Source organism: Limosilactobacillus urinaemulieris, assembly GCF_932750685.1.
GTDB lineage: Bacteria > Bacillota > Bacilli > Lactobacillales > Lactobacillaceae > Limosilactobacillus > Limosilactobacillus urinaemulieris.
Genome location: NZ_CAKOBX010000003.1, coordinates 159,138 through 183,390, shown reverse-complemented (window position 1 = coordinate 183,390; position 24,253 = coordinate 159,138). Strand labels below are relative to the sequence as shown.

General features: G+C 41.0%; 26 protein-coding genes. 13 read left to right on the top strand and 13 right to left on the bottom strand.

What is annotated here, in order from left to right; genetic code table 11:
- Positions 1-53: 53 nt before the first annotated feature.
- Both MR181_RS03475 and MR181_RS03470 read right to left on the bottom strand, forming a co-directional pair.
- Complete coding sequence (locus tag MR181_RS03475; protein ID WP_242334891.1) at positions 54-1,055, bottom strand: D-2-hydroxyacid dehydrogenase; 1,002 nt, start codon at positions 1,053-1,055, stop codon at positions 54-56.
- A 149-nt stretch (positions 1,056-1,204) separates the two neighbouring features.
- Positions 1,205-1,846 carry an NAD(P)H-hydrate epimerase gene (locus MR181_RS03470; protein ID WP_242334890.1) on the bottom strand — a complete coding sequence of 214 codons (642 nt, stop codon included), beginning with the start codon at positions 1,844-1,846 and terminating at the stop codon, positions 1,205-1,207.
- A 116-nt stretch (positions 1,847-1,962) separates the two neighbouring features.
- On the opposite strand from MR181_RS03470, the gene MR181_RS03465 reads away from it, so the two are divergent.
- Entirely contained in the window at positions 1,963-2,280 is a 318-nt protein-coding gene (locus MR181_RS03465) for a DUF7671 family protein (RefSeq protein WP_242334889.1), read from the top strand.
- 166 nt (positions 2,281-2,446) lie between these two features.
- Here MR181_RS03465 and MR181_RS03460 read toward each other — a convergent pair whose 3' ends face one another.
- Positions 2,447-2,845: a DUF488 domain-containing protein gene (locus MR181_RS03460; protein WP_242334888.1), complete on the bottom strand. Its 399-nt coding sequence runs from the start codon at positions 2,843-2,845 to the stop codon at positions 2,447-2,449.
- A gap of 64 nt (positions 2,846-2,909) precedes the next feature.
- Between MR181_RS03460 and MR181_RS03455 the strand changes: the two genes are divergently transcribed.
- From MR181_RS03455 to MR181_RS03425, 7 genes are all read left to right on the top strand, one after another.
- The gene (locus MR181_RS03455) at positions 2,910-3,545 is read left to right on the top strand and encodes a DNA-3-methyladenine glycosylase (protein WP_242334887.1); all 636 of its coding nucleotides are present in this window, start codon (positions 2,910-2,912) and stop codon (positions 3,543-3,545) included.
- Positions 3,546-3,547: 2 nt separating this feature from the next.
- A complete protein-coding gene (locus MR181_RS03450) occupies positions 3,548-4,723 on the top strand; it encodes an AAA family ATPase (protein ID WP_242334886.1) in 1,176 nt (391 codons plus the stop codon).
- Entirely contained in the window at positions 4,720-6,015 is a 1,296-nt protein-coding gene (locus MR181_RS03445; RefSeq protein WP_242334885.1) for a vWA domain-containing protein, read from the top strand. Before MR181_RS03450 ends, MR181_RS03445 begins: the two co-directional genes overlap by 4 nt.
- Positions 6,012-6,305 carry a hypothetical protein gene (locus tag MR181_RS03440; RefSeq protein ID WP_242334882.1) on the top strand — a complete coding sequence of 98 codons (294 nt, stop codon included), beginning with the start codon at positions 6,012-6,014 and terminating at the stop codon, positions 6,303-6,305. The genes MR181_RS03445 and MR181_RS03440 overlap by 4 nt, the downstream gene beginning before the upstream one ends.
- Positions 6,306-6,350: 45 nt before the next feature.
- Positions 6,351-8,264: a M13 family metallopeptidase gene (locus tag MR181_RS03435; RefSeq protein ID WP_422732540.1), complete on the top strand. Its 1,914-nt coding sequence runs from the start codon at positions 6,351-6,353 to the stop codon at positions 8,262-8,264.
- 340 nt (positions 8,265-8,604) lie between these two features.
- The gene (locus tag MR181_RS03430) at positions 8,605-9,231 is read left to right on the top strand and encodes a helix-turn-helix domain-containing protein (protein ID WP_242334880.1); all 627 of its coding nucleotides are present in this window, start codon (positions 8,605-8,607) and stop codon (positions 9,229-9,231) included.
- Between the two features lie 89 nt (positions 9,232-9,320).
- Positions 9,321-9,830, top strand: coding sequence for an O-acetyl-ADP-ribose deacetylase (locus MR181_RS03425; RefSeq protein ID WP_242334879.1), 510 nt, complete (start codon positions 9,321-9,323; stop codon positions 9,828-9,830).
- 49 nt (positions 9,831-9,879) lie between these two features.
- On the opposite strand, the gene MR181_RS03420 is transcribed toward MR181_RS03425, so the two are convergent.
- The 5 genes from MR181_RS03420 to greA form a co-directional block, all read right to left on the bottom strand.
- On the bottom strand, positions 9,880-10,650 hold the full coding sequence (locus MR181_RS03420; protein ID WP_242334875.1) for an ABC transporter permease: 771 nt from the start codon (positions 10,648-10,650) through the stop codon (positions 9,880-9,882).
- Between the two features lie 14 nt (positions 10,651-10,664).
- A complete protein-coding gene (locus MR181_RS03415; RefSeq protein ID WP_242334873.1) occupies positions 10,665-11,414 on the bottom strand; it encodes an ABC transporter permease in 750 nt (249 codons plus the stop codon).
- Positions 11,404-12,291, bottom strand: coding sequence for an ABC transporter ATP-binding protein (locus MR181_RS03410; protein ID WP_242334866.1), 888 nt, complete (start codon positions 12,289-12,291; stop codon positions 11,404-11,406). The genes MR181_RS03415 and MR181_RS03410 overlap by 11 nt, the downstream gene beginning before the upstream one ends.
- Positions 12,292-12,563: 272 nt before the next feature.
- Positions 12,564-13,310 (bottom strand): nicotinamide riboside transporter PnuC, encoded by a 747-nt coding sequence (pnuC, locus tag MR181_RS03405; protein WP_191910863.1) that lies wholly within the window; start codon positions 13,308-13,310, stop codon positions 12,564-12,566.
- A gap of 221 nt (positions 13,311-13,531) precedes the next feature.
- Entirely contained in the window at positions 13,532-14,050 is a 519-nt protein-coding gene (gene greA / locus MR181_RS03400) for a transcription elongation factor GreA (protein ID WP_242334863.1), read from the bottom strand.
- Positions 14,051-14,157: 107 nt separating this feature from the next.
- Here greA and MR181_RS03395 point away from each other — a divergent pair, with 107 nt between their 5' ends.
- Positions 14,158-15,309 (top strand): hypothetical protein, encoded by a 1,152-nt coding sequence (locus MR181_RS03395; RefSeq protein ID WP_242334860.1) that lies wholly within the window; start codon positions 14,158-14,160, stop codon positions 15,307-15,309.
- Positions 15,310-15,347: 38 nt separating this feature from the next.
- Positions 15,348-15,674 carry a hypothetical protein gene (locus MR181_RS03390; protein ID WP_242334857.1) on the top strand — a complete coding sequence of 109 codons (327 nt, stop codon included), beginning with the start codon at positions 15,348-15,350 and terminating at the stop codon, positions 15,672-15,674.
- A gap of 177 nt (positions 15,675-15,851) precedes the next feature.
- Here the strand turns inward: MR181_RS03390 and MR181_RS03385 are convergent, their stop codons facing one another.
- The 4 genes from MR181_RS03385 to MR181_RS03370 form a co-directional block, all read right to left on the bottom strand.
- The gene (locus tag MR181_RS03385; RefSeq protein WP_191910859.1) at positions 15,852-16,079 is read right to left on the bottom strand and encodes a hypothetical protein; all 228 of its coding nucleotides are present in this window, start codon (positions 16,077-16,079) and stop codon (positions 15,852-15,854) included.
- A gap of 14 nt (positions 16,080-16,093) precedes the next feature.
- A complete protein-coding gene (locus tag MR181_RS03380; protein ID WP_242334854.1) occupies positions 16,094-16,600 on the bottom strand; it encodes a YbhB/YbcL family Raf kinase inhibitor-like protein in 507 nt (168 codons plus the stop codon).
- A gap of 13 nt (positions 16,601-16,613) precedes the next feature.
- Entirely contained in the window at positions 16,614-17,393 is a 780-nt protein-coding gene (locus tag MR181_RS03375) for a tyrosine-protein phosphatase (protein ID WP_242334851.1), read from the bottom strand.
- A gap of 69 nt (positions 17,394-17,462) precedes the next feature.
- On the bottom strand, positions 17,463-18,416 hold the full coding sequence (locus MR181_RS03370) for a GDSL-type esterase/lipase family protein (protein ID WP_242334848.1): 954 nt from the start codon (positions 18,414-18,416) through the stop codon (positions 17,463-17,465).
- 225 nt (positions 18,417-18,641) lie between these two features.
- Here MR181_RS03370 and MR181_RS03365 point away from each other — a divergent pair, with 225 nt between their 5' ends.
- The 3 genes from MR181_RS03365 to MR181_RS03355 all read left to right on the top strand — a co-directional run bounded on the left by MR181_RS03365 (position 18,642) and on the right by MR181_RS03355 (position 22,612).
- Complete coding sequence (locus MR181_RS03365; RefSeq protein WP_242334844.1) at positions 18,642-19,820, top strand: galactokinase; 1,179 nt, start codon at positions 18,642-18,644, stop codon at positions 19,818-19,820.
- Between the two features lie 283 nt (positions 19,821-20,103).
- Entirely contained in the window at positions 20,104-21,552 is a 1,449-nt protein-coding gene (locus MR181_RS03360) for a UDP-glucose--hexose-1-phosphate uridylyltransferase (RefSeq protein ID WP_242334841.1), read from the top strand.
- 67 nt (positions 21,553-21,619) lie between these two features.
- On the top strand, positions 21,620-22,612 hold the full coding sequence (locus MR181_RS03355) for a LacI family DNA-binding transcriptional regulator (protein WP_191910854.1): 993 nt from the start codon (positions 21,620-21,622) through the stop codon (positions 22,610-22,612).
- 54 nt (positions 22,613-22,666) lie between these two features.
- Here MR181_RS03355 and MR181_RS03350 read toward each other — a convergent pair whose 3' ends face one another.
- Positions 22,667-24,067: an aminotransferase-like domain-containing protein gene (locus MR181_RS03350; protein ID WP_242334838.1), complete on the bottom strand. Its 1,401-nt coding sequence runs from the start codon at positions 24,065-24,067 to the stop codon at positions 22,667-22,669.
- Between the last annotated feature and the right edge of the window lie 186 nt (positions 24,068-24,253).

Here is a 24,253-nt window from a genome sequence, read left to right as displayed (position 1 = left end):
AGGAAAAACAAAATGTTTTTCCTGGCCCCTTTATCTATAATTGATATTAAGGTTTACTTTACTTCAACTGGTGTTTCTGGAGTGTTGCCTTCAACTAATGCGAGGTTATTATCAAATGCCTTAACTACCATGTTGCGAACTGCGTGAGTAGTGTAGAAGGCAGTATGTGGAGTTACCAATACATTAGGACGGTCAATTAAGTCCTTCAAACGTGCATCTGGGAAGTCTTTACCTTGCCAGTCTTCGTTGAAGATCCCAACTTCGTCTTCGTAAGTATCCATAACGAAACCAAAGAGCTTGCCACTGTCCAATGCCCGAACAACAGCATCAGTATCTACTAATGCACCACGTGATACGTTAACAAGAACTGCGTCATCCTTCATCTTAGCGATAGTGTCATCGTTAATCATGTTAATAGTATCCTTCAATGCAGGAACGTGAAGGGAGACAACATCAGCTTGCTTGTAAAGATCATCAAGTGAGTCTACGTAGTAACCCTTCTTTTCAAGTTCAGGATTCTTGAAGGCATCGTAAGCAATAACCTTTGCGCCGAAGCCTTCCATGATTTGCATGTAAACTTGACCAATGTGACCAGTTCCGATAACCCCAACAGTTTGGTCACGAACTTCACGACCAATAGTTGGTGCCCAGCGAAGGTCACCCTTAGCGATCTTTTCGTCTAAGACCTTGTCTTGACGAAGAACACGTGCAGTTTGGATTGCGGCATGTTCTGCGATTGCGTTTGGTGAGTAGACTGGAACATTGGTAATTTCAAAGCCAAGTTCCTTAGCCTTATCCATATCAATGTTATCAACCCCAACGTTCCGCAAAGACATCTTAGTGATCCCTAAGTCTGCCAATGCTTGAAGCGTTTCAGGAGTGTAATCTAATTGTTGGTATACAACGACACCATCAGTACCCTTTGCTAAACTAGCAGTTTCAGGAGTTAGTAACTTGTCAGTGTAGTCTACTTCAACTGCAGGATGAGCAGCTGCCCATTCCTTTAAGTATGGTTCTTCATCTTTTCGGATACTAAAAGCAAAAATTTTACTCATAATGTTCCCTCCATTTTAGATAATCCAAATGCAATAGAATCATATTAACTATGAGAACTATTTCACTAATTATCTGGGAAAATGCATCTAAAATCAAGCTTATTCGATGAAATTTTATACAATCACAGTAAAAATGAATATTAATGTCACTAATCGTCAACTGGATATGTTCCCATGTCACTAGCGACAACTACTCGACCAGCGTGTTCTTTACCAGTACCCTTGGTCAAGCCGACCTTATTTATTGCAAAGGTAACGGTTGCCGTTGCATTAACGGCAACGCCCATTACTTCTCCAGTATCGGTATTAATACCTGATGGCATATCAACGGCAACCACCACGGCGTCACTGTTATTAATCGCCTCAATTGCCGCAGCATAGTCGCCTTCAACAGGACGATCAATACCGATACCAAAAAGGGCATCGACAATCAATGATGCGTCTTTAAGGACATTGAGATCTGAAGTTTGCGGAATTTTATAGTACTGACAAATCCGATCTTGAACTTGGTGTTCCTCGGAAGCGTGGTCTGGATTACCAACGTTTAGAATAGTGACTTTTACACCGGCAATATGGAGGAGACGGGCGACATCTAGTCCATCTCCGCCGTTATTGCCACTTCCGGCCACCACAACAACATTTTGTAAATTCAACGGAAATGTATTTAATACCTCATCGCGAACCGCCAATGCTGCCCGTTCCATTAATACTAGTGATGGGATGCCGATTGTGTTAATTGTGTACGAATCATAGTGCCGCATTTGTTCAGCGGTAATTGCTTTGTCTGCCATAATGGTAACCTCCTGAATATAAACTAACTTTAGCTTAGCACTTTTTGTTAATTGTGAGTGGGACTAGAGGAGTGTAGAATATGGTTAGGTTAACTTATGGCTGGAGGAAGAGAATAGTGAGTAAAAAAGGAAAATATGAAGTCCAACGGTTTACATGTATTCCGGTCGAAACAGATGATAATGGTCAGTATCAACTGAAAGTAGATCAGCAAGGGAACGCCAAGATCCATATTTGGCGGACCGGGAAACATACAAAGGGGAAATATCAACGACCAGGGCAATTGATGTTAACGGAAAATAATCTGATGGCCGTTATTATTGCCGCCGAACCAATGGCGTTTAAAGATCGCCATAGTGAAACGCCACTTCAACGGTTCTTGACAACCTTTGTGGATGATGCGGTTTTGCAGCAAGGGATGAAGTTATTAAAATAAGTTACTGTTAATGCCAAAAATTGAATTTTTAGCATAATTATCACTAGGATTTAAAACAATAACCCCCGAAAATCGATTTTCGGGGGTTATTGTTGTTTCAAAAAGATAGCTAAACGCTAAAAATCCATTTTTTGGCGTTTAGCTTTAGAACATTAAGGAGATTATGTTAATTTTCGCTTTTTTTAACTGAGTGGACCTTAACTCCTAAATCAGCTGCGAGCTTATCTGCAAGAATCACAGCCTGATTATGTTCTTCGTCCTTAGCACCATAAAGAAGAATGACGTTTTGTGATTTTAATTCTTCCTGAACAATTGCACGAAGGGTATTGTAGTAAGAAGGTGCGCTTGCAATTTCATTCAGGTAGCGTTCCTTAAATTCTGGGAAACGAGCGACATCGTGGCCATACCATTTTCGTAAATCGCTGCTTGGGGCAACTTCTTTCATCCAGCGATCGAGGTGGGCCTTTTCTTTTGAGATCCCACGGGGCCAAATACGGTCAACAAGGATTCTGTAGCCATCTAAATCGGCAGGCTTTGTATAAATTCTTTCTAACTTTAATTCCATAATAGTGAATCCCCTTCTAATTAGTGATACTTTTAGAATAGTACAAGTTGAGGAGGAATCAAGGATGCTAACAAAATATCAACAGTTTTTTACTGGACGTCCCACGGAAAAAATTGCCCAAGCACTATTGGGGAAACAGATTACTTATACTAATGCTGATGGGATAACAACTGGTGGATTAATTGTAGAAACAGAAGCCTATCTTGGTGAAAATGATTCCGCTTCACATGCATATAATGGTCGACGAACGAATTATTCCGAATCGCTTTATGGTAACCCGGGAAATATTTATCTTTATCAAATTAGGGGCCATTACTGCTTTGACGTGGTTGTTCAGGATGCCGAAGAGCCTCAGGGAGTCCTTATTCGGGGGCTAGAACCGACTGTTAATCAAGAACAAATGATAATTAATCGGGGAATGAGTGGCGTTAATCTTAGTAACGGTCCCGCAAAGCTGGTTCAAGCACTCGGAATTCATTCACGAGAATTAGATGGTCGACCATTAGAAACAAGTCCCTTAACGATTGATCTTGCTACCGGCCGCCAGCCGCGTGAGATTACCACAACAAGTCGGATTGGGGTAAATTTAAATGGTAAAGATGGTCGTAAGCCATACCGCTTTTATGTTAAGGGAAACCCTTATGTTTCTGGTCTGCGGAAACGTGAAATGAACTTAAAAGATCATGGATGGGAGGAATAAAAATGGCCCTGACATATCAACAGCTCCTGATTACGGTCCCGTTAGTTTTACGCGCTGGAAATGTTCCTAGCATTGTCGGTGAAGCTGGTTTAGGGAAATCTGCCTTAGTAGAGGAAGTTGCTAAAAAGATGGACGCTAAACTATATACTACCGTAGTTAGTTTAAGTGAAAAGGGAGATCTTGCAATTCCTGTACCACCGCTGACTAGTGATTCTTTTATTGAAACAAAGAATCATGGTCGCTTAGCAAATGTTCAGTTTGGTTACTCTGAAACGTTGGTATCAATCGTGCGCTACGCTGAAGAGAATCCCAACCGGGAAATTATTTGGTTTCTGGACGAATTTAATCGAGGACCGCAGTCTGTTCAGAGTGAGCTGATGAACTTGGTTCTCCAACGACAAATTAATAGTTTACGACTTCCAGAAACGGTTAAAATTGTGATTGCCGAAAATCCAGATAATACAATGGAAGGGTTTGAAGATAGTGAATATGCAGTCTCAACTGGTGACGCGGCGATTAAGGATCGAACTGTCCGTCTAGTAATGTCCAGTTCGACTGACGAATGGCTTGAGTGGGCAAAAAAGCCGCGAGAACAGACTAAACGTTCTCAAATTAATCCGTTGGTAATTGAATACTTAACGCAGTATCCGAGTCGGCTAGTTCAACCACATCAATTTGGCTCTGATTTAACACCAACGCCAAGAGCTTGGGAACGAGTTTCCCGGAATCTGGATCAATTACAAAAACTTCCTGGAAAAGTACAGGAACAATTGGCACCTGACTTGTTTAGTGGTGATTTAGGAACTGAGATTGGGGTTTCATTTGCTAAATTTGTTCAGGCTCACGGAATTCGCCTAAAGGTAAGCGATATGATAAACCAAGCTGGACTTGAAACCGACTTTCAGCAGTTAGAAGAAGCTGATAAGTTATCACTTTTACGTGAATGGGTTAGGAAATATTCAGAAACGTTAGCACAGAATAGTGGGGCAGCTAATTTTAGTTCATACCTAACCGATATTAGTCCAGATGGTCAATATTCTCTTATTCAGCAAGTTGGTGAAAACGATGAATTATTAAATAGAATGTATAATACCGCTAAGGAAAATCCTGACGGTGCGGTGGCAGAATTATACGAAACCGGCGCTCAAATAGCAACTTATGGGGACCGTGGCGAATGAACCGACTAGCAAAAATGCTTGAACAACTAAGAAAAAACCCGTCAGATTATGAAATAGCTAATCGTGTTCTTACTCAAGCGATTGTTCAAGTTCTTCAAACTCAGCGAATCCTTGGTGAAATTCTTCTGCAGGTTCCTCGACGGGTTATTCGGGAGCAAGATGCGATCCTGGGTCTTTTTTGGCGGAAGGATCAAATTGAATTAAGGGTAGTTCCCCAAAAACTAGCCGATCTACGAAGTGATGAAGTGGTAATTTTATTAGAACATGAAGCCCTTCATTTACTATGGCAACACCCATTACGTTATGCTAATTCACCTACGCCAGAGTTAGTTCAATTGGCAACAGACATTGCAGTTAACCAATATTTACCAGAAGTTCCCCGTGAAACAATGACGTTAGAAGAACTGCAACGGTATTTGCACCGCAGAATTTTGCCACATCAGGATTCAAGTAGTTATCTTCGTTTATTAAAGAACCTATCAGAGCAAGATAAGCAGAAATTGCAGCGAAAAAAAGAACAGGATGCAGGGCAAAATGATCAAGCAAAGCCTTCCCGGGTAGTTCAGGAAACACATCAGGGATGGCAATTAAGCGATGCCCAACCTGCCTCTGGAATTCAACAATTGCGGTTAGCTCAGTTAAAGAAGATTTTACATCAAGCGTATATGAATACTCCTAAAAGGGATCGTGGATCGTTACCAGGTGACATTTTAACAACATTATTGAAACCACAAATAAATGACCGGTTTAATTGGCAACAATTGATTAGTCGCCAAGTGGGAACGCTAGCTGCAGGAAGAGAAGAAGCAGCGTACAGGTTTAACCGACGCCAACCTTGGCGGATGGAACTTCCGGGATCGGTTAGTCGACTGGTTCCCAGAATTTTAGTCTTTGTTGATAATTCTGGTTCGGTAACTGATGATGAGTTGGAAAAGGCATTAAGCCAGATTAGCTATATGACAAATAGCGATCACCTTCCCGTAGAAATTTATCCATTTGATGCTCGTGTTCATTTTGAACACTATCAACATATTGAAAATGGTAAACGGGTTATTTTTCGCCGAGTTGGTGGTGGAGGAACAAGCTTTCAATGCATATTTGATTTTCTTCATGATCGCCATATTAATCCAACAAATTCATTAGTAGTAATTATGACTGATGGATGGGGTGAGCAAAAGATTAACCCATACGATTTTCATCAGGTTGACTGGTTAGTAACTGGGTCAGTTACAGATTTGTCACTTCATCGTCCGGTTGGACAAGTTCTTAGCTTAAAGAAGGAAATAAAATGACTGAATTATTAAAGCCGACAGTAATGAAACAGATCCTAACTCATTCAAAAGAATACCAGCGGGCGGTTAAGCTCCTGAATGTTGATTGGGATTTAGGAAATCAAATGCTCTTTCGGGATCGGGTAATGGCTGCGGACGTAATTTTAGCTCGTCAGCTACAACACCATCATTTAATAATTGGAAACGTTAATCTTGATGATTACCGGGCAGTTGGCCAATTATTAAGTCAACATTCTCAATGGTTTAGCGGGGCTGCGCGATTCGAGCTCTTAAAGCCCTTTAATGGATAACGGATAATTAAAAATAGTATAATAAATATATGATTGATAAGGAGGATGAAGAGCGTGACAGTGAATGAACAAGAAATTAAAAACGATTTATATGAAGCGGTTAATGGGGAATGGCTAAAGAACGCTAAAATCCCTGATGATAAGCCGGCAACTGGGGGATTTAATGACCTTGTTGACGAGATTGATAAGCAGCTCATGGATGACCTAGATGCTTATGCGGAAGGAAAAGAAAAAAGTGATGATTCCCGCTTCAACGAGATGGTAAAACTATACCGGTTAGCTAAAAAATTTGATTTTCGTAAAAAAGTTGGCCCACGCCCACTTAAGCGGATGCTAACAAGTATTGAAGAATTGAAGTCATATGATGAATACCAGGGTCAATGGCGTAACTGGATTATGGCGGGGATGCCGTCACCGGTTGTTTTTGATATTGATGCTGATATGAAAAACGCAACTGTTTATGCTCTATTCGCTGCAGCACCATCGTTAATTTTGCCAGATAAAAGCTACTATGAAGCTGATAAGAAGGACCAACACGATCAGCTTCTAAAGCTCTGGTCATCAATGGTTACTACCTTGATGGATAAGCTTGGGTACGATAAGGATGAAGCTGCCAAGCATATTGAAAATACCAAAAAGTTTGATGCTCTTCTTGCTCCAAACGTAAAAAGCGCAGAGGAAGCAGCTGATTATAGTAAAATGTATAATCCGCAAACCGTAGAAGAATTAGCAAGTTCAACTGATCAGCTTGACTTGGCAGATGTGATTAAACGGCTCATTGGTACTACTCCTGAAAAGGTCATTGTAACTGAACCAGAATATTTTAAGGCACTTAATGGGATCTTAACGGATCACTTTGAATTGTTTAAGAGCTGGGTGTTAATCAACGTTATTCGAGCTAACGCAAGCTATCTTGATGATGAAATGCGGGAGATTAATGGTCGTTATAGTCGGGCACTTTCCGGTAGTAAAAAGTCGATTAATCAACGGAAGTTTGCTTACTACTTGGCACGAGATGTCTTTAGCCAAGTAATGGGTGACTATTACGGGAAGAAGTACTTTGGTCCCCAAGCTAAGGAAGATGTTCATCATATGGTTGAGCAGATGATCAAAGTATATAAAGGACGATTAGCTAACAATGACTGGTTAAGCAAGGCTACCCGTGATAAGGCAATTTTAAAGTTAGATAAACTTGGCATTCAAGTAGGGTATTCAGACAAAATCCCAGCTCTTTACGATCAAATTAAAATTGATGAGGGTGAGTCATTAATTGCTAACCTTAATCAAGCCAACATTGTCGCAAATCGCGAGATGTTTAGTCGGTGGAACAAGCCGGTTGACCGGATGCGCTGGGAAATGAGTGCGGCAACCGTAAATGCATACTACCATCCGTTTAAGAATATCATCGTCTTTCCAGCTGCAATTTTACAGGCCCCATTCTACTCACTTAAGCAAAGCAGTAGTGAGAACTACGGCGGAATTGGTGCGGTAATTGCTCATGAAATTTCTCACGCCTTTGATAATAATGGTGCGCTCTTTGATGAGTTGGGAAACCTGAATAACTGGTGGACTAAGGAAGATTCTGAACATTTTAAGCAGCTAGCCCAAAAGATGATCAAAGAGTTTGATGGAATTGAATTCGCTGGTCAAAAAGTTAACGGGAAGTTAACCGTTTCTGAGAACATTGCTGATGCCGGTGGCTTGAGTTGTGCTCTTGAAGCGGCTAAGCAAGAAGATGATTTCGATGCAAAGAAGTTCTTTATTAATTGGGCAACGATCTGGCGAATGAAAGCTACTAAGCAGTATGAACAATTATTACTTTCCATTGATGTTCATGCTCCACAAAAGCTCCGGGCCAATATTCAAGCAGAAAACCTCGATGACTTTTACTCCGCTTTCAACATTCAACCCAACGATCCGATGTTCAAAGCTTCCGGAGAGCGGGTGAATATTTGGTAAAGAGGAGAGTGTGAAGCCGTTAAAACCTTCCGGTGGCTAACGATTTCTCCACCGAACGGCGGGATGTCGTCGGAGGTGGAGGTCGTTAGCTCTAGGAAGGTTAGGCTGAGCACGTTTTAGCTATGCTGCAGTAGAACCGATAACCGATTGCGGTCGCGTTAGCAATACCACATTTCTAAAGTAAGTTCAAAAAAGTTCCACTTGTCTTGAGAGAGTAGACAAGCGGAACTTTTTTGTTGCCACGATCCTTAGCGTGACATTTAACGCGCTTTTGGTTATCTTAGTATCAAGAATTATTTCCCGGGAAATCAATTTAATATCGGTGGAGGTTAAATTGGAGATGAATTTTGCTCAAAAAATGAAATCTTATCGACAGAAGAATAACTGGACGCAGCAAGATATTGCTGAAAGACTAAATGTTTCACGAAAAACAATTTCCAGTTGGGAAAATAGTCGAAGTTATCCGGATATCTTTATGTTGGTTCAAATTAGTGATCTCTACCGTATAAGTTTAGATGATTTATTACGGGAGGATCATAAAATGATTGATAACTACAAGCAAGAACATGAAATAAATAAAAAAGAACGGCGAACTTTTATCTTTAGCTACATTATTAACGTTATTATGTCAGTAATTTTATTAGCAAAGCCTGTGATAATGGGTAACTTAACTCTGCGAAAGTTCATGTGGGTATTAGTATTAGCGCTAATTTTCAATACGCTTGTTCTTCTAAAATATATTGACTGGAAAAGGTTAAAAATGAAGTACGGATTCTATATTTGTTGGCTTGTCTTGGGTGTGATGCAATTCGAGCTAACTGCCTCATCACTTTCAGCAATGCCAGGAGATATCCATAATTATTTAGGATATGTTTCTGGAAGGGTTACGGGATATATCTTATTTGGTTTTTGTGTTACCGCTACAATTTGGTTATATCCGCAATTTAGATCTAAAATTGAACAATAAATATCGTCAGAGGAACTAAATCTATGGAAAAAGAGGATTTGGTTCCTCTTAAGCTTTATAATTAGGAATATCAAGTTAGGGGGAGAAAAATGCACCAACTTAAAGCAATCCAAGGAGATATCACTCAGGTCCACGTTGATGCGATTGTCAACGCTGCTAATACGACATTACTTGGTGGCGGTGGGGTTGATGGAGCGATCCACCGAGCTGCTGGACCAGGACTGTATGCCGCTTGTTTGAAATTTCATGGCTGTCCAACCGGTGAAGCACGGATTACACATGGTTTTCGTCTGCCGGCAAAGTACGTTATTCACACGCCAGGACCAATTTGGCATGGTGGTAATAATGGCGAGGACGAATTGTTGGCTAATTCATATCGAAACAGCTTGCAGCTTGCTGAAGAAAACGATTGTCATACGGTAGCATTTCCCTCGATTAGTACCGGAGTGTATGCCTTTCCTTTAGACCGGGCTGCTCATATTGCCATCACAACAATCCGTGACTTCCTTAAAACAAGCCAGGTTGTTGCTGAGGTTGAGATGGTTTGTTTTGATCCAACCACCTATGCAGCTTACCAAAAGGAAATCAAAGAAGAATAGTAAAAATAAACTTCAAGAACTTAATTGCAAAGCTCTTGAAGTTTATTTTTTAAAATCGTTTTCTTCTAAACGCTAAGTATCCTAATCCCGAAATCAAAACGATATAACAGCAAGTTCCCCAGAAGAGTTGGCTGTTGGAGAGCATGGAAGTGGGATGGTAGGATGCGTAATTGTAATATTGGGTTGTGAGATTAGTCATGTTAAGGGGGTTCCATTTGAGAATTTGACCGATTCCCAAGTTAGCGTTTAGTAAACTTGCGGAAAAGCCTCTCCCCATAAAAATGATAATCGCGTTAATCGCAATAACAATTGCATCGGAGTTAATCAGACAAGAGAAGAGACACAGTAAGCTGATAATTAGCGTTGAAGTTATGATGTCAATACCAGTCGTCGCCAGCATATTTACTACTAGTGGCTGGTGGTATTTATAAATGCCTGTCCACGATACTGGTGCATTGAGAAGTGGAACAATATTTAAAAGAATGGTAAAAACAATTGCTAAAAGGTGAAGGACTACGTTATAGATAAATAATGCAATGTATTTTGCCATAAAGGTCGCTAGTTTACTTGATGAATGATAAATCAGTGCAAGGATCGTATTATTTTGAAACTCTGTTGAAAAAATAGTCGATCCAAGGATAACAAGAATTAGCATAATAATGTCGCTAGAATTATAACAGGTCATTACAAGCAAATTGGAATAGTCTCTTCCCATTGCTAACCCCATAATAATCATCAAACCGATCATTATCACGGGCATCCACCAAGTGAGTTTGCGGTGACTGAGTTTGTAAAGTTCACGATGTAATTCGGGATACATACTTGTCCCTCCCTCTATTTTTGGTAGTTTTTAAAGGCCCACAATCCCAAAATAATGAATAGTAGGGTATAGCAACCGTTACCGAGAATTAATTCAAAATTACTGAGATGGGTAATTTTAATCGTACTTTGATTGGATAGTTGAACAATGATGTTAATCATATTGAGTGGGTTCCACGCCCATAATTTTTTCGGGAGGATATTCATTAATAACCCAGAAAAATTAGCCCCAAGAAAATCGATTGCAAGGCCAATAATGATAACAACTGAATTTGACTTCAACAGGATAACCAAAAGTAGTGAGAGAGAAATGGTAAACATTAGGTAGATAAAAGCGCCTAGAAAGTTATATCCTAATGCGGTAATTAGGGAATAACCATGAAAACTATCAGACCATGAATAGTTATTCCCTAGAAATAGCATCAAAACCAGTGAGCAAACAAAGCCAGCTACCAACAAAGCAATTCCATAAACCACTAGGGTAATCAGTTTAGCAAGATAAATTGTAAGGGGATTGTTACTTCTAAAAAGAAGCGTGATCATTGTGTTATTACGGTACTCCATTGAAATAAAATCAGCGCTGACAGCGACCATGATGATTGCACACCATTGAATAGCACCAAATCCCTGGCTGATCAAGAAGGGGTTAACCTTGTATGAGGGAACACTGCTATAGAGCATTAAGCAAACCATAACAAGGAAGCCGTAAAGCGGGGTTCGCTGGTGAGTGAATTTATAGGTTTCTCGTGATAAACTATTTTCCATTTGAGGTCTCCCGCCTTTCTTTAAGGACAGTGATGATTTTCTTTTCGAAAGATGGGACGTTAGGAACAAGCTCCCGTAACCAGATTTGGTTATTGAACAGTATTTGTTGAATTTGCGAGAGATCATCCTTATTAACAACAAGTCCAGTAGAGGTAGGGGTCACGGTAACGGAATTAGCAGTTAATAACTTAATGGCGGTTTGATTGTCAGTGGTTACCAAGCGATATTGCTGACTGTCTCTTTCTTGGAATTGGGAAACTGGGACATCCATAATGATATGTCCCTGGTTTAAAATGATTACGGAAGTCATTACCTTTTGCAGTTCGCTTAAAACATGGCTTGAAATAAGGAATGCGGTTCCGTTATGGGCATACTCATGGATTATTTTTCGGATGAGAATGATGGTTTCGATGCCTAAACCATTCATTGGCTCATCTAGGATCACAAACTGGGGGTGGTTAAGCAGGGCTAATGCAATCCCTAACTTTTGTTTCATCCCAATTGAATAGCTTTTAGCTTGGCGCTGAATGTAAGAATCCATTTGTAGCTTAGTGATTAACTCCGCGACCTCATCTTTATCAGTTGAATATAGGGAGAGGTTATCTTTTCCGCTTAAAAACGGGTAAATTGCGGGATTTTCGATCAAGGCGCCAACATTTTGCAGTGCCTTGTGGTTATTGGCGGTAATAGGTTGATTATTAAAAGAAATCGATCCAGTGAATTTTGTCAGACCCAAGAGTGTTTTCATAATGGTTGTTTTACCTGCACCGTTTGGCCCAATTAACTCCACGATTTCACCCGGTTGGATACTAAATGAAGCATTCTCAATTATTTGCTTATGACCATAGAAAATATTAAGATTCTTCACGGTTAACATTGAATCATCTCCCCAATAAGTTGAATTCACCTTAATTTTATATGGGGGGGTTCATTAATCAATAGGTGAGCAAACTAAAAACTCTTAGTACGCTGAATATGGCAATACTAAGAGTTCTTTTGAGATTAATTTTCTGCGGCTGACTGTAAACTTATCAACGAAGATTTTAGCCATCTTTGAACCCCCAAAGTCAAATAACTAATCAGATCATACATTAAGAAAATCCCCAACTCAAATCGTGATGACTTGAATTGGGGATTCATCTATTTAGTTTAAGCTTGTAAGTTTGCTGAATACTTAGCTTCTTCTTTTTCAAGGCGAGCACGTTCACGCTTGTTATACCATGGTGAAATGGTAAAGGCTAAGACATCATTGATAATGTAAACCATACTGTTAACGGCCATTGCTAATGAAGCATCACCTTGGGCAAAGGTAATTCCCCAAAGGACCATCTGGAAAATTCCAGAAGCCAGCCACCAGAAGTATTGGTTGTTGTACCGAAGAAAGCAAATAACACCAGCGGTTAAACTAATTGAGAAGCTAATGGCATCAATCCATGGACGTGGATCGTTAGTTAAGGCACCAATTAGATAACCAGAAACAAGGTAAACAGCAATAGTTGAGAGAATTGCAATGACCCAAGTTTTGCCAGTGAATTTCCGGATTTTGGAGACCATGTTGATATTCCAATTAGCAGAAAGCAGGACTGGGATATCTAGAGTAACAACGTAAGCAAGCTGTTCACCAATACTGAGATAATTTTTGGCGCTGAAACCAACGATGATAAAACAGATAGCAGAGAGGATCCCTAACCAACCGTTAACGGATTTAGCAGCGTTGATTGCTAGAATACAAAGGACTCCCAGTGTTGTTCCGATAAAGGTAATTACCGTAATCCAGGTAATTTTATCGTTTACCAAGGTCATTACCTGACAGCCAAGACTGAAGAAAAACAGGTAGTAGTTTTGTTGGGGCCAACCCTTAAGTTGGTGAGCGAGAAAGTGTAAATAGTTTTTCATTACTCAAAGTCTCCTATATCAATATCTTGTGCCCACACTAAATAAATAAAAGCAAAAAATACAATATATTGTGGGCGCTGTGCAAATGCAACGGGATCTAGTATAGCATTCTTCGCTAGCGAAACAAGCAAAAAATTAGCTAATTAATCAGTCGATATTTGCCTTAATTAGGCTAGTGCAGGGGACCGAGTTAATTCCAAAATATTTTTTACGAAGTTAGTTTAAACCGATTCCTCAGGGGAGGTTAATCGAACAGCTAAAATTTTAACTTGGTAGGTGGATTGTGGTGCCTGAACTGAAACCGTTTGTCCCACCTTTTGATGCAGTAGTGCTTGCCCGAGCGGTGAGTCAAATGAAATCTTTTGCTTTTGCAAATCAGCTTCTTGCTTACCAACAATCGTATAATTAACCCGTTCGTTATCGTCAATAAATTGAAGGGTAACTGTTGTTCCAAGATCAATGGTTTGTGAATCGGTAGGTTTGATGATTTTAGCGTATTGGAGTTGCTTATTTAAGTAGCGTAACCGACTTTCTAAATGACGTAATTCACGCTTAGCGGTACTATACTCGGTATTTTCTGACAAATCGCCAAGAGCGCGAGCAGCCTTTAATTGACTGATTTTAGCTGGTCGCTGTGCTTGTAATTTGGCAATTTCTTTTTCAATTTCGTGATAGCCATTCGGTGTCATCTTTTGAAAATATACGTGGGCCATTGCTTCTTGGATCTTTTTACGTTGCATTGAAAATCGCTCCTTGTCGTCTTGCTGACGGCCTAATTAATTGTTCACCTGTAATTATGATATGATAGAGAGGATAATTCAATTTTTGATGGAGGAATAATTGGGAAATGAGCGAACAGGAAGAACATATTAAAGGGTTCTTAAATTCGTCCACGTATGACCAGTTATCTGCTAATCAGCAGAAACATGCTCAAAACATTTTGACTCGGTTTAATAAGTATATGACCGAAGAGCACCAACTGGATGATACCGCGTGGACACCCCAAGCGGTTCAACAAGTAATGGTTGGTCAATTTATTGCCGATCCAGCATTAACTAATTCGTTTGGAATTGCCGTGGCACCAGTGCTGAAGGCTTATCAAAAGTTCTTGGGGAATAAGCAATTAGGCGCAATTGAGAAGGCTATTGATGAGCAGCGTCCAGTAATGAATAAGTGCCGGAAAGCTCACCAGACATTAGCTGAATTAAATGATGAAGTTGCTTCGGGTCCAAAAAAGCAAACCGGTAACCATGAAGCACCACAAAAAGATCAATCCGTCAAAGAGTCGGTAAGTGAAGAACTAAAGCAACCGACAGCCCCTGTGAAGTTAATTCCAGCAGGGAAGATGAAACAGGAAATTACGCGGATCAAAAGAGAGGTCGCTACTGCTCCAGAATTTAAGGAGAAAGACCTCAGCATTGCTGATCAGCAATATCTGGTTGCGGAATTTCTGCAATTAATGTATCAGGAATGTCATCAAGGCATTAATCAGTGGCGGTTTGCTGACTTGCAATTGGTCTTGGGGATGATGATGCCGCTAGATCCAAATATTACCAAGTTAGAGATTTTGAATATTGTTCCAACTGCTCAAGCACTGTTTGACTACCTGAAACGAACCGACCAGATTGATATGGATCAGTATCGGGTTGCTTTGAAGTCGATTGCCCATATGCAAACCTCTCAAAATATGCTGGCTTCAATGGAGCGTCGTCAACGGACAACTCAATTGATGCTTTCATACATTCAGAGTCAAGGTGTCGATACTGATAACGTGAATAAAACCGAAAAGTGGATGGATGCCCACCAATCACAAGTAGCAACATTCATGCGTTCGATCCTTAGTCCATGGGGTGAGTACGAACGACAACAATTGCATAAGCGGCAACAGGCAACCCGTCAACCAGTTCCGGTAGAGAAGGATCGGCAATTATTAAGAAAGAAGCGGGTCCCACAAGGAATTAAATTTAGCAAGAAACGACGAAAAAAGCGAAAAAAGTAGTTAACTCATTTTGTCGTGATGAAAGGGAGCTGAGATTAGTGAGTGCATATATTCCTGAGAATATGGATGAAGTGGCTGTTCAGGTAGCTAAACATCAGGTTCATGGTGAACAAGTAACACCAGAAGAAGTGATCGAACAGGCTGTTCCAGATATTTTGCAGGCCTTATTGGATGAGGCACTTGAAGGACGCTACGATGAGGTAAAACGTGACGGGGATAAGTTAATTGTTACCGATGCAATGGGTGAACAAGTTGGTGTTGTTACACCAAACGGCAAAAGCTTTGTTGATGACTTCAAAGCTGATTCAGACGCATTGATTGGCTACCTTGAATCTCAAGTTGCTAAGCTGGTTGGTGGCCGGTAAAGGAAAAAATGAAAAAAGAGTTGTGACATAAGTTATATTACCTAGATAAAATACAAACGACGCAGTACACAAATGGGCTTCAGTGCTCGGAAAATCCGAACACTGAAGCCCTATTTGTGTTTGCGGGGGTTCGAAAACGAACTAGCGAGCTAGTTCTGTCTCACTCCCTTTATTACGCTAAAGCCGATTCTTAATTTCATATGGCTTAACCTTATCAGCTTTCGGCTGGACTTGCGCATCCTTTGCATAGAAGATTGCGTATTCTTCGTCATCGGGTCCCTTAGCGATGACGAGATCATCGGCTTCTCGTTCACGTTTGAAGATTTGTCCCTTGCGAACTGCTTCGTTGTAATCATGAATATTAGCGATTGAATCGCCAGGATTAAAGAAAATTCTTGTTTCCATTTTATTATTCCTCCTTATGCGCGACTTGGAATATCAAATTCTGCCTGGGCTAAGATATGACCTTTAGCGGCATGGATAAACTCGTTTAACCAGTAGTGGTTCTTAAGCGGCAACTGGTCATCAAGAGCGTAAACCCTTAGTGTGTAGTGGTGAGTTTGATCTGGTGGCTGTGGACCTACGTAACCGCTAGAGATTGCAGGATCGCCATTAACTAGGGAACCAGCATTACTATTATTTCCTTGCACAAATTGATCGCTTAGTTGGCGACTAGCATTTGCTGGAATGGAAGTCATGTCACTAGGAATATTCGCAGCGAGCCAGTGGATCCAGGTAAACCCACACACCGGAGTGGAATCATAATCAATAAAAACGATGGCAAATGTCTTTGTCTCGGCCGGCGCTTCATTGATCTCTATCGGGAAAGATTTAATCGGATGGCCAGCCAACATTAAATTATCTGGAGCATACTTGCCGTATTCATCAGCTAACATTCCATTAATGAGCGGGACTGAAATTTTCATTAAAATCACTTCTTTAATCTAAATATAGTTGTTGTAGTTGCTTAAGATCGTTTTGTGAGAGATCGAGGTATTCAGTTAAGTAGTTTTGAACATCCCCGTAATTAGTGTTAATCAAATTGATTGCCTGGTTAAGGTAGTCGGCTGAAACAGAGCCGAGAGCACGGCGATTTTCCACTACTACTTCACTTTCACCTTTATCACGCAACGCTTGAAGCCACTGTTCCCGAAAGTCTTGAGTTGCCTTATTGGTGAGCAGGTAGTCTTTCAGAATCGTTTCTTCAGGTACTTGGAGGGCGCTTAGAATTAGGTAAGCAGCCATCCCCGTACGATCTTTTCCAGCAGTACAGTGAAAGAGACTAGCCTGAGTATTACTTAATAGGAGCTCAAACATTCGCTGGTAAGCAGCCTTAGCAGTCGGAACCTCTACCATCCGCTGGTAAACATCAAGCATGTGCTGATAGCCATTACCTGGTTTTAGAATCCGACTCATGATTTCTTCATCACTGTGAGAAGCATCAGTCTCATCAGACTTAAATACCGGTAGATGATAATAATTAGCAGTTTGGGGGAGTTTATCAGGAGCTTGCTTAACCTCTTCTGGTGCCCGTAAATCAATGTCGATCGTAACGGGAATCGCTGCTAGAGTGCTTAAATCATGTTCATTTAAATGAGCAAGGGAACCGGAACGAATGAGCCGGTGCCACTTTACATGACGTCCATCTTTAGTTTCGTAGCCACCCAGATCACGAAAATTATGACCATCTTGAATGTCTAATAAGCGTTGACCCGTCATGTCAAAACCTCCTTTACTAGGATGAACTACTTGCGACCATCCTAAGTACTTTACTTTATTAATTGTACCCTACTTTAGCCAGTTTGATAACTTCTCCGCTAACCGGTACCCGCTTTCGGTGGTTCCAGATTGATCAGGGTGGAGGCCATCGGTAAAACTAGAACACCACCCCCTAGTTTCGATCAGGGGAAGGGTGTGTTTCTTGGTAAGAGAGCGAATTGACTCGGCAAAAGTCTGGCTAAACGGAATCATTGGAAGAATTGGGGTTGACGGAAAAAGATTAGTAACAAGGGATAAAAAGTGATCGTAGCTTGCATTGAACTGAGCTAACGAAAAACGGCGGTCGTTAACGCCAAGGTTGATTACAACTAGATCGGGAGTGTTTACTTGCCAAGGAGTTGTGACGTCAAGATTCGTTAAGAAGTGGTTTGCGGTCGGGACCCCACCAGTAGCTTGACGAAGTACGCCACCAGCAGAGTAAGCAATTCGTACATCAGTTACGTGAAGCAAGTCAACGGCGGTACCCGCGTAATTGCTTTCTGGTCGGTAATCAGTCGAAGCGTTGCGACCAGCTACCCAACAGCCAGCGGTAATTGAATCACCAATAAAATCAATTACCGGAACTGGTGATGCGCAGGTTAATTCTCCTTGACTGATATCAACCGAAGTGATCGCAAAACCTTCGTTACCGTTCCAGACACGATCAAGATCTGTATTGCCAGCCGTTATAATTTCAATTAGGTGTGTTGCCGGTCCGCATTTTATTTGCCAGCTGCGGTGACTTGCTAGTTCTCGGTGCCACTGGTTGCCGTCAATTCGCCAGGCGTAAATTTGTGAGGGTGAAAGTGGATTGCGGTTATCCAGCACATTAACTGTCAGGTTATTGACGTCTTTAGCAATAAACCGTAACCGGCTTCCAAGGTTAGTTGTGTAAAGCGTTGCAGATTGATTAATCTTTTTAATAAACCAGCGACCATGAGGAGATGTTAATTCGTAAAGAGAAGTTGGGGAGTAGTGACGCATGAAAAAATCCCTTTCCTTTTTTTATAATTATAGGACTTTAAACCGAACTAAGGGGAGACAAACAGGCGTCCTACCAGCCTTTTTCGGAAAACGCTTACAACGCTATTGCTTATAAAATGAAAGCGCTTGTTGACAAATGAAGTAAAAGAGTCTAAATTATAGTTTAGTAAAAGTTTACTAATTTGTTTAGCCACTTTGTTCAAGTGGTCATGGAGGTATTTTGACATGGATAAGCAAGATTTTCTTAAAGAATATCAAGACACATTTAAGGAACCGGGAAAGGATGTTTTCTTCTCTCCAGGTCGGATTAATGTGATTGGTGAACACACGGATTACAATGGTGGTCACGTTTTCCCATGTGCAATTAGCATTGGTACTTACGGTGTTTATGGCCCACGTGAAGACACTACCGTAGCCATCTACTCAGCAAACTCCGCCAAGGTTGAAAATAGTAAGATCATTACTTTTGATATTAATGATGATCAACCACAGTCTGCTAAAGATGAAAAGTGGGTTAACTACTTTAAGGGGATGCTTGTTTACCTCAAGCAACGCGGTTATAAGATCGATCATGGATTTAACCTTTACATCCATGGCTTCCTTCCATATGGTTCAGGTCTTTCATCATCTGCTTCAATTGAAATGCTGATGGGGAACCTGTTAAAGGAAGAATTTAACTTAGATATTGATGAAATTGATCTCGTTAAGCTTGGTCAAAAGACCGAAAATGACTTTGTTGGTTTGAATTCCGGAATCATGGATCAATTTGCTGTGGGGATGGGGAAGAAAGATAACGCAATCTTCCTTGACTGCAATACCTTGGACTACAAGTACTTACCACTTGAACTTGGCGACTACGAAATTATCATCATGAGTACGAACAAGACCCACTCATTGGCTGGTTCTAAGTACAACGAACGGGTTCAAGAATGTGAAGAAGCTGTAAAGCGTCTCAGCAAGAAGTTAAACATCAATAAGCTTGGTGAAATTGATTCTGAAACGTTTGATCAATACACTTACTTAATTAATGATGACACTTTGATTCGTCGTGCTCGTCATGCAGTTAGTGAAAACGAACGGACAAAGCGGGCCATTGACGCAATGCAAAAGGGTGACCTTGAAGAACTTGGTTGCTTAATCAACGCTTCACACGTTTCATTGAAGTATGACTATGAGGTTACTGGTAAGGAACTAGACACCTTAGCAGAAAATGCTTGGGATCAACCTGGCTGTCTTGGTGCACGGATGGTCGGCGGTGGGTTTGCCGGTAGTGCAATTGCCATTGTTAAGAAGTCCGAGGCCGAAAACTTCAAGAAGAATGTTGGTAAGATCTACCGCGATAAGATTGGTTACGACGCCAGTTTCTACGACGCCGAAGTTGTGGATGGCCCACACAAGTTGTAGAGTGCGAGCCAGCAGAGAACTTGCGGAAAGCTAACAATTTCTCCCGACTGGATGCTGAAAGCATCTGGGAGGGAGGTTGTTAGCTCTAGCAAGTTCCTGGCGAGCAGATCTTGACTATGCTGCCTAGGATGGCTAGGCGGAAGTTGCGGTCACGGCGAGCACGTTTCGGCTGTGTAATATTAGAAGCTGTTAGCTCTAGCAAGTTCCTGGCGAACAGATCTCGACTATACTGCCTAGAACGTTAGCTTGAGGAATGTATTTAAGTGAGTGGGGGAATTAAAAGATGAAGTTAATCGAAAAGTTTGCTGATGATGTAATTGCCAGTGGAGCGTACAAGCCACTTGACAAGATTTATGTAATGAATAAGATTCGTGGCTTTGTGGGCGATGAGGATGTTGATGGTAATGAAGACCAGCCAGTTGTTGCCCAATTAGTTGACCTGGCTGTTAAGCGGGGTAAGATTGAAGATGGTCAAACAGAACGGGAAATTTTGAATGATCAACTTTATGACTTAATGACGCCACGGCCATCCGCTGTGAATGAAGAATTTTGGGAGAAGTACCAAGAGTCTCCTGAAACTGCGACTAATTGGTTCTACAAGTTAATGACATCGAATGATTACGTTAAGGTTGCTGCGATTAAGAAGAACATTGTGTTTGATCGGCCAACCAAGTACGGTAATCTAGAAATTACGATTAACCTATCTAAGCCTGAGAAGGATCCAAAGGCGATTGCAGCGGCTGCTCATGATACCAAGAAGAAGTATCCACAATGTGCTCTTTGTATGGAAAACGAAGGGTACAAGGGACGTCTAGGACAAGCGGCCCGGAGTAATCACCGGGTAATTCGGATCGTGGTTGGCGGCCACAAGTGGGGCTTCCAGTACTCACCATATGCTTACTTCAACGAACACTGTATCTTCCTTGACAGTAAGCATGAACCAATGCAAATTAATCGCCAAACGTTGGTTAACTTAGTTGAAATTGAAGAACAACTACCTGCTTACTTCGTCGGCAGTAACGCTGACTTACCAATTGTTGGTGGATCAATGTTAGCTCACGAACACTACCAAGGTGGTCATCACAGTTTCCCAATGATGAAAGCTGAAATCAAAAAGCCGCTTCACTTTGACGAATACCCAGACGTTGAAGCCGGAATTGTTAACTGGCCAATGAGTGACATTCGATTAACCAGTGCGAACACCACTGAATTAATCAACCTTGGTTCTCACATTATTGATGTTTGGGATCACTATGACGATGAAAGTCTGTCCTTAAAGGCGTTTGATGGTGATACTCGTCACCACACAGTAACGCCAATTATGCACCGTGATGGAAAGAAATTCGTCCTTGACCTTGTTTTACGGGACAACAATACTAGTGACAAATACCCACTTGGTATCTTCCACCCACACGAAAAGTTGTGGCACATCAAGAAGGAAAATATTGGTTTGATCGAAGTTATGGGACGAGCAATTTTGCCAGCTCGGTTAAAGGGTGAATTAGCCGAAGTTAAGAAGTTCTGGTTAGGCGAAGCAAATAATATTGCTGATAGTCACCTTCCATGGGCTAAGGAAATCGCCGAAAAGATGGATATCAATGCTGACAACGTTGATGAAATCATGGAGCAAGAATTGGCTAATGTATTTGCTAATGTTCTCGAGAATGCCGGTGTCTTCAAGGATGATGAAGCCGGGAACGCTGGTTGGGATCGTTTTATCGCTCAATTATAGTTCGGTCTAGACAAATTAACGGTAATCCAGGTAAAATAAGTTCTAAAAATGGGAAGGGGTGATTACCATGGCAGCAACGTTACGTGATATTGCCAGTCGAGCTGGTGTCTCTATTGCAACGGTTTCGCGAATTTTGAATAATGATTCGACGCTTTCTGTTAACGAAAATACTCGACAACGGGTTTTAAGTACTGCAGAAGAGCTAGATTACACGAAGCATAAGCGGACGCGAAGTGACCAGGTGCAACGAGTAGCAATTGTTCAATGGTATTCGCTTACCCAAGAACTTGATGACCTTTACTATATGGGGATCAGGATGGAGATCGAACGTTCTGCTCAACAACGCGGGATCCAAACAGTGCCAATTTATCAAAACGACTTAGAGAAGATTCCCCGGAATGTAACGGGAATTATTGCAATTGGTAAATTTAGTGATTCGCAAGTGCAAGAGTTAAAACTGGTAACTAACAACATTGTTTTTGTTGATTTCGATAGTTTAGCCGCGGGGTATGACTGCTTAGTGCCCGACTTTGAGAATGCTGTCCATACTGTTATTAACGAGTTCTTGGATGAAGGAATTCAGGATATTGGAATGCTCGCCGGAACAGAAAAGACAACGGACAATGAAGTCGTTCCTGATCTACGTCGGCGATATTTTGAAGCAGATTTACGGCAACGTGGTATTTATCATCCAGAATTTATGTTTGCCGGTGATTATACGTCAATGTCGGGCTATCGGGCAATGAAGAGGGCAATTGAAGAACTTGGTGACAAGTTACCTCACGCAATTTTTATTGCTAATGATCCGATGGCTGTCGGGGCACTAAAGGCCGTTCAGGAAGCAAAAATTAATATTCCTGATCGTTTAGCAATGATTAGCTTTAATGATACGGCAATTGTGAAGTATGTTTATCCAAGTATGTCGGCGATCCATGTGGGAACTGATGAAATGGCTCACGCCGCAGTTGATGTGATGGTCAAACGCCTCGCACATCCAGCTAGTGATCCATGTAAAACGGTTGTTGGAACCCATTTGATTAAGCGACAGACGACGAAATAAGAATAAGCAAAGCTAGCCCAGAGCGAAATTCGACTCGCTCTGGGCTAGCTCTTTCTATATTAATTTTTGCGATTCTAAGTATCCTTTTAACTTCTCTAAGCCGTATGCTAGCTCGTTAAGAGAACTAGTAGCGGAAAGTGAAACACGAAGAAAAGCACCTGTTGCTGAAGCATTTATTTTAAAACGATCAGAACTAAAACAACGAATAGAAATGTCTGCTAATCCACGCTCAATTTGCTGACCACTTATTTTCTTCTTGATAGGAAGCCGTCTAAAAAATGCAATATCAGTTAGGCTGGTTTTTGGAGCATCAGTGAAAATACTATCAAATAGCTTATTAGCTTCTTTTGCTAGAGACATCTTATGGTCGATTATTTTGTAAATAGTTAGGCTATTGATTGCTTCGGTCGCGATCGCACTATTGAGGGAAGAAACTTTGACTACCGTATTGAAGAAGCCGTTCTCAATTTGTTGCTTATAGGCTTGAGGAAAGACAAGATAGCCGATGCGTAATCCTGATGCGAGCACCTTTGACATGCTACAGATGTAAAAGGTTTGGTTGGGAAGAAGCTGCATTATTTTTGGCGGTTTTTCATGATTATTTCGACTTAGAAAGCTTAGGTAATCATCTTCAATAACCTTAAGGTGGTACTTTTTAGCAATCATTGCTAGTTTGTTGCGGCGGTTAGTGTTCAATGTTATTCCCATGGGGTTGCCGTATTCGGGCATTAGGTAGAGACCAGTTAAATTATTACTTTGACATTTACGTTCGAGATCAGTTGGGTCCATCCCGTACTGGTCATTTTTGATTGCAACTAATTGGATATTGTTAAGCTGAGCAGTTGCGATTAGGTTACCATAAGTGAATTCATCAACCGCTATTTTATCGCCGCGTGAAAAAATGATCATGAGGAGAAGGGTTAACGAATTCTCTCCACCAGCGGTTACAAGAACTTCTTGATTTATGTGAAGTTCGACTCCTAGCCACCGAAGATAACTCTTAAAAGCCAGTTTATCTACTTCGCGACCAGTAGGAGAGTCATACGTTAAGAGCTGGGTGGCTCCTTGCTTAACCGTTTTTTTAATTACTTGATCCAAGAGGTGGTTTGTTTGTTCAAATGAGGCAGCAAACCCTAGATCAATGGTGTGTCGTTGGTGAGAATTAGCGGTTAGCGGATCAATCCCATTAGGACTAACAAATGTTCCTTTACCGTGAATCCCAAAAGTTAGGCCAAGCTGTGCACTCAATTTATATGTCCGGGTGATGGTAGTGAAATTAATATCGAGAAAGTCAGCTAATTCTCTTTGCGGTGGAAGTTTAGTCCCTGGAGCAAGCTCTCCGTTATTAATTGCGACTTTTAGTTGTTCTAGTAAGCTCTTATAAATTGGCCGTTGTAACTTACCCTTATCGGGGTACCAGGTAAGTTGGTGATGGCTAAAGTCGTTAACTGGCATTCAAATCGCTCTCCTATATTGCAATCCATACAATTAATCTCTTGTATGGATAATAAGGCGAAACTAAAATGAAATCAACAATATATTGTTGAAAAAAATAGACTGAGAGTAAGAAAAATTTTCTTAACTCTCAGTCTATTTAGTTAGATCAATGATTAGAACGGGTTCACTACAACATATCTAAGA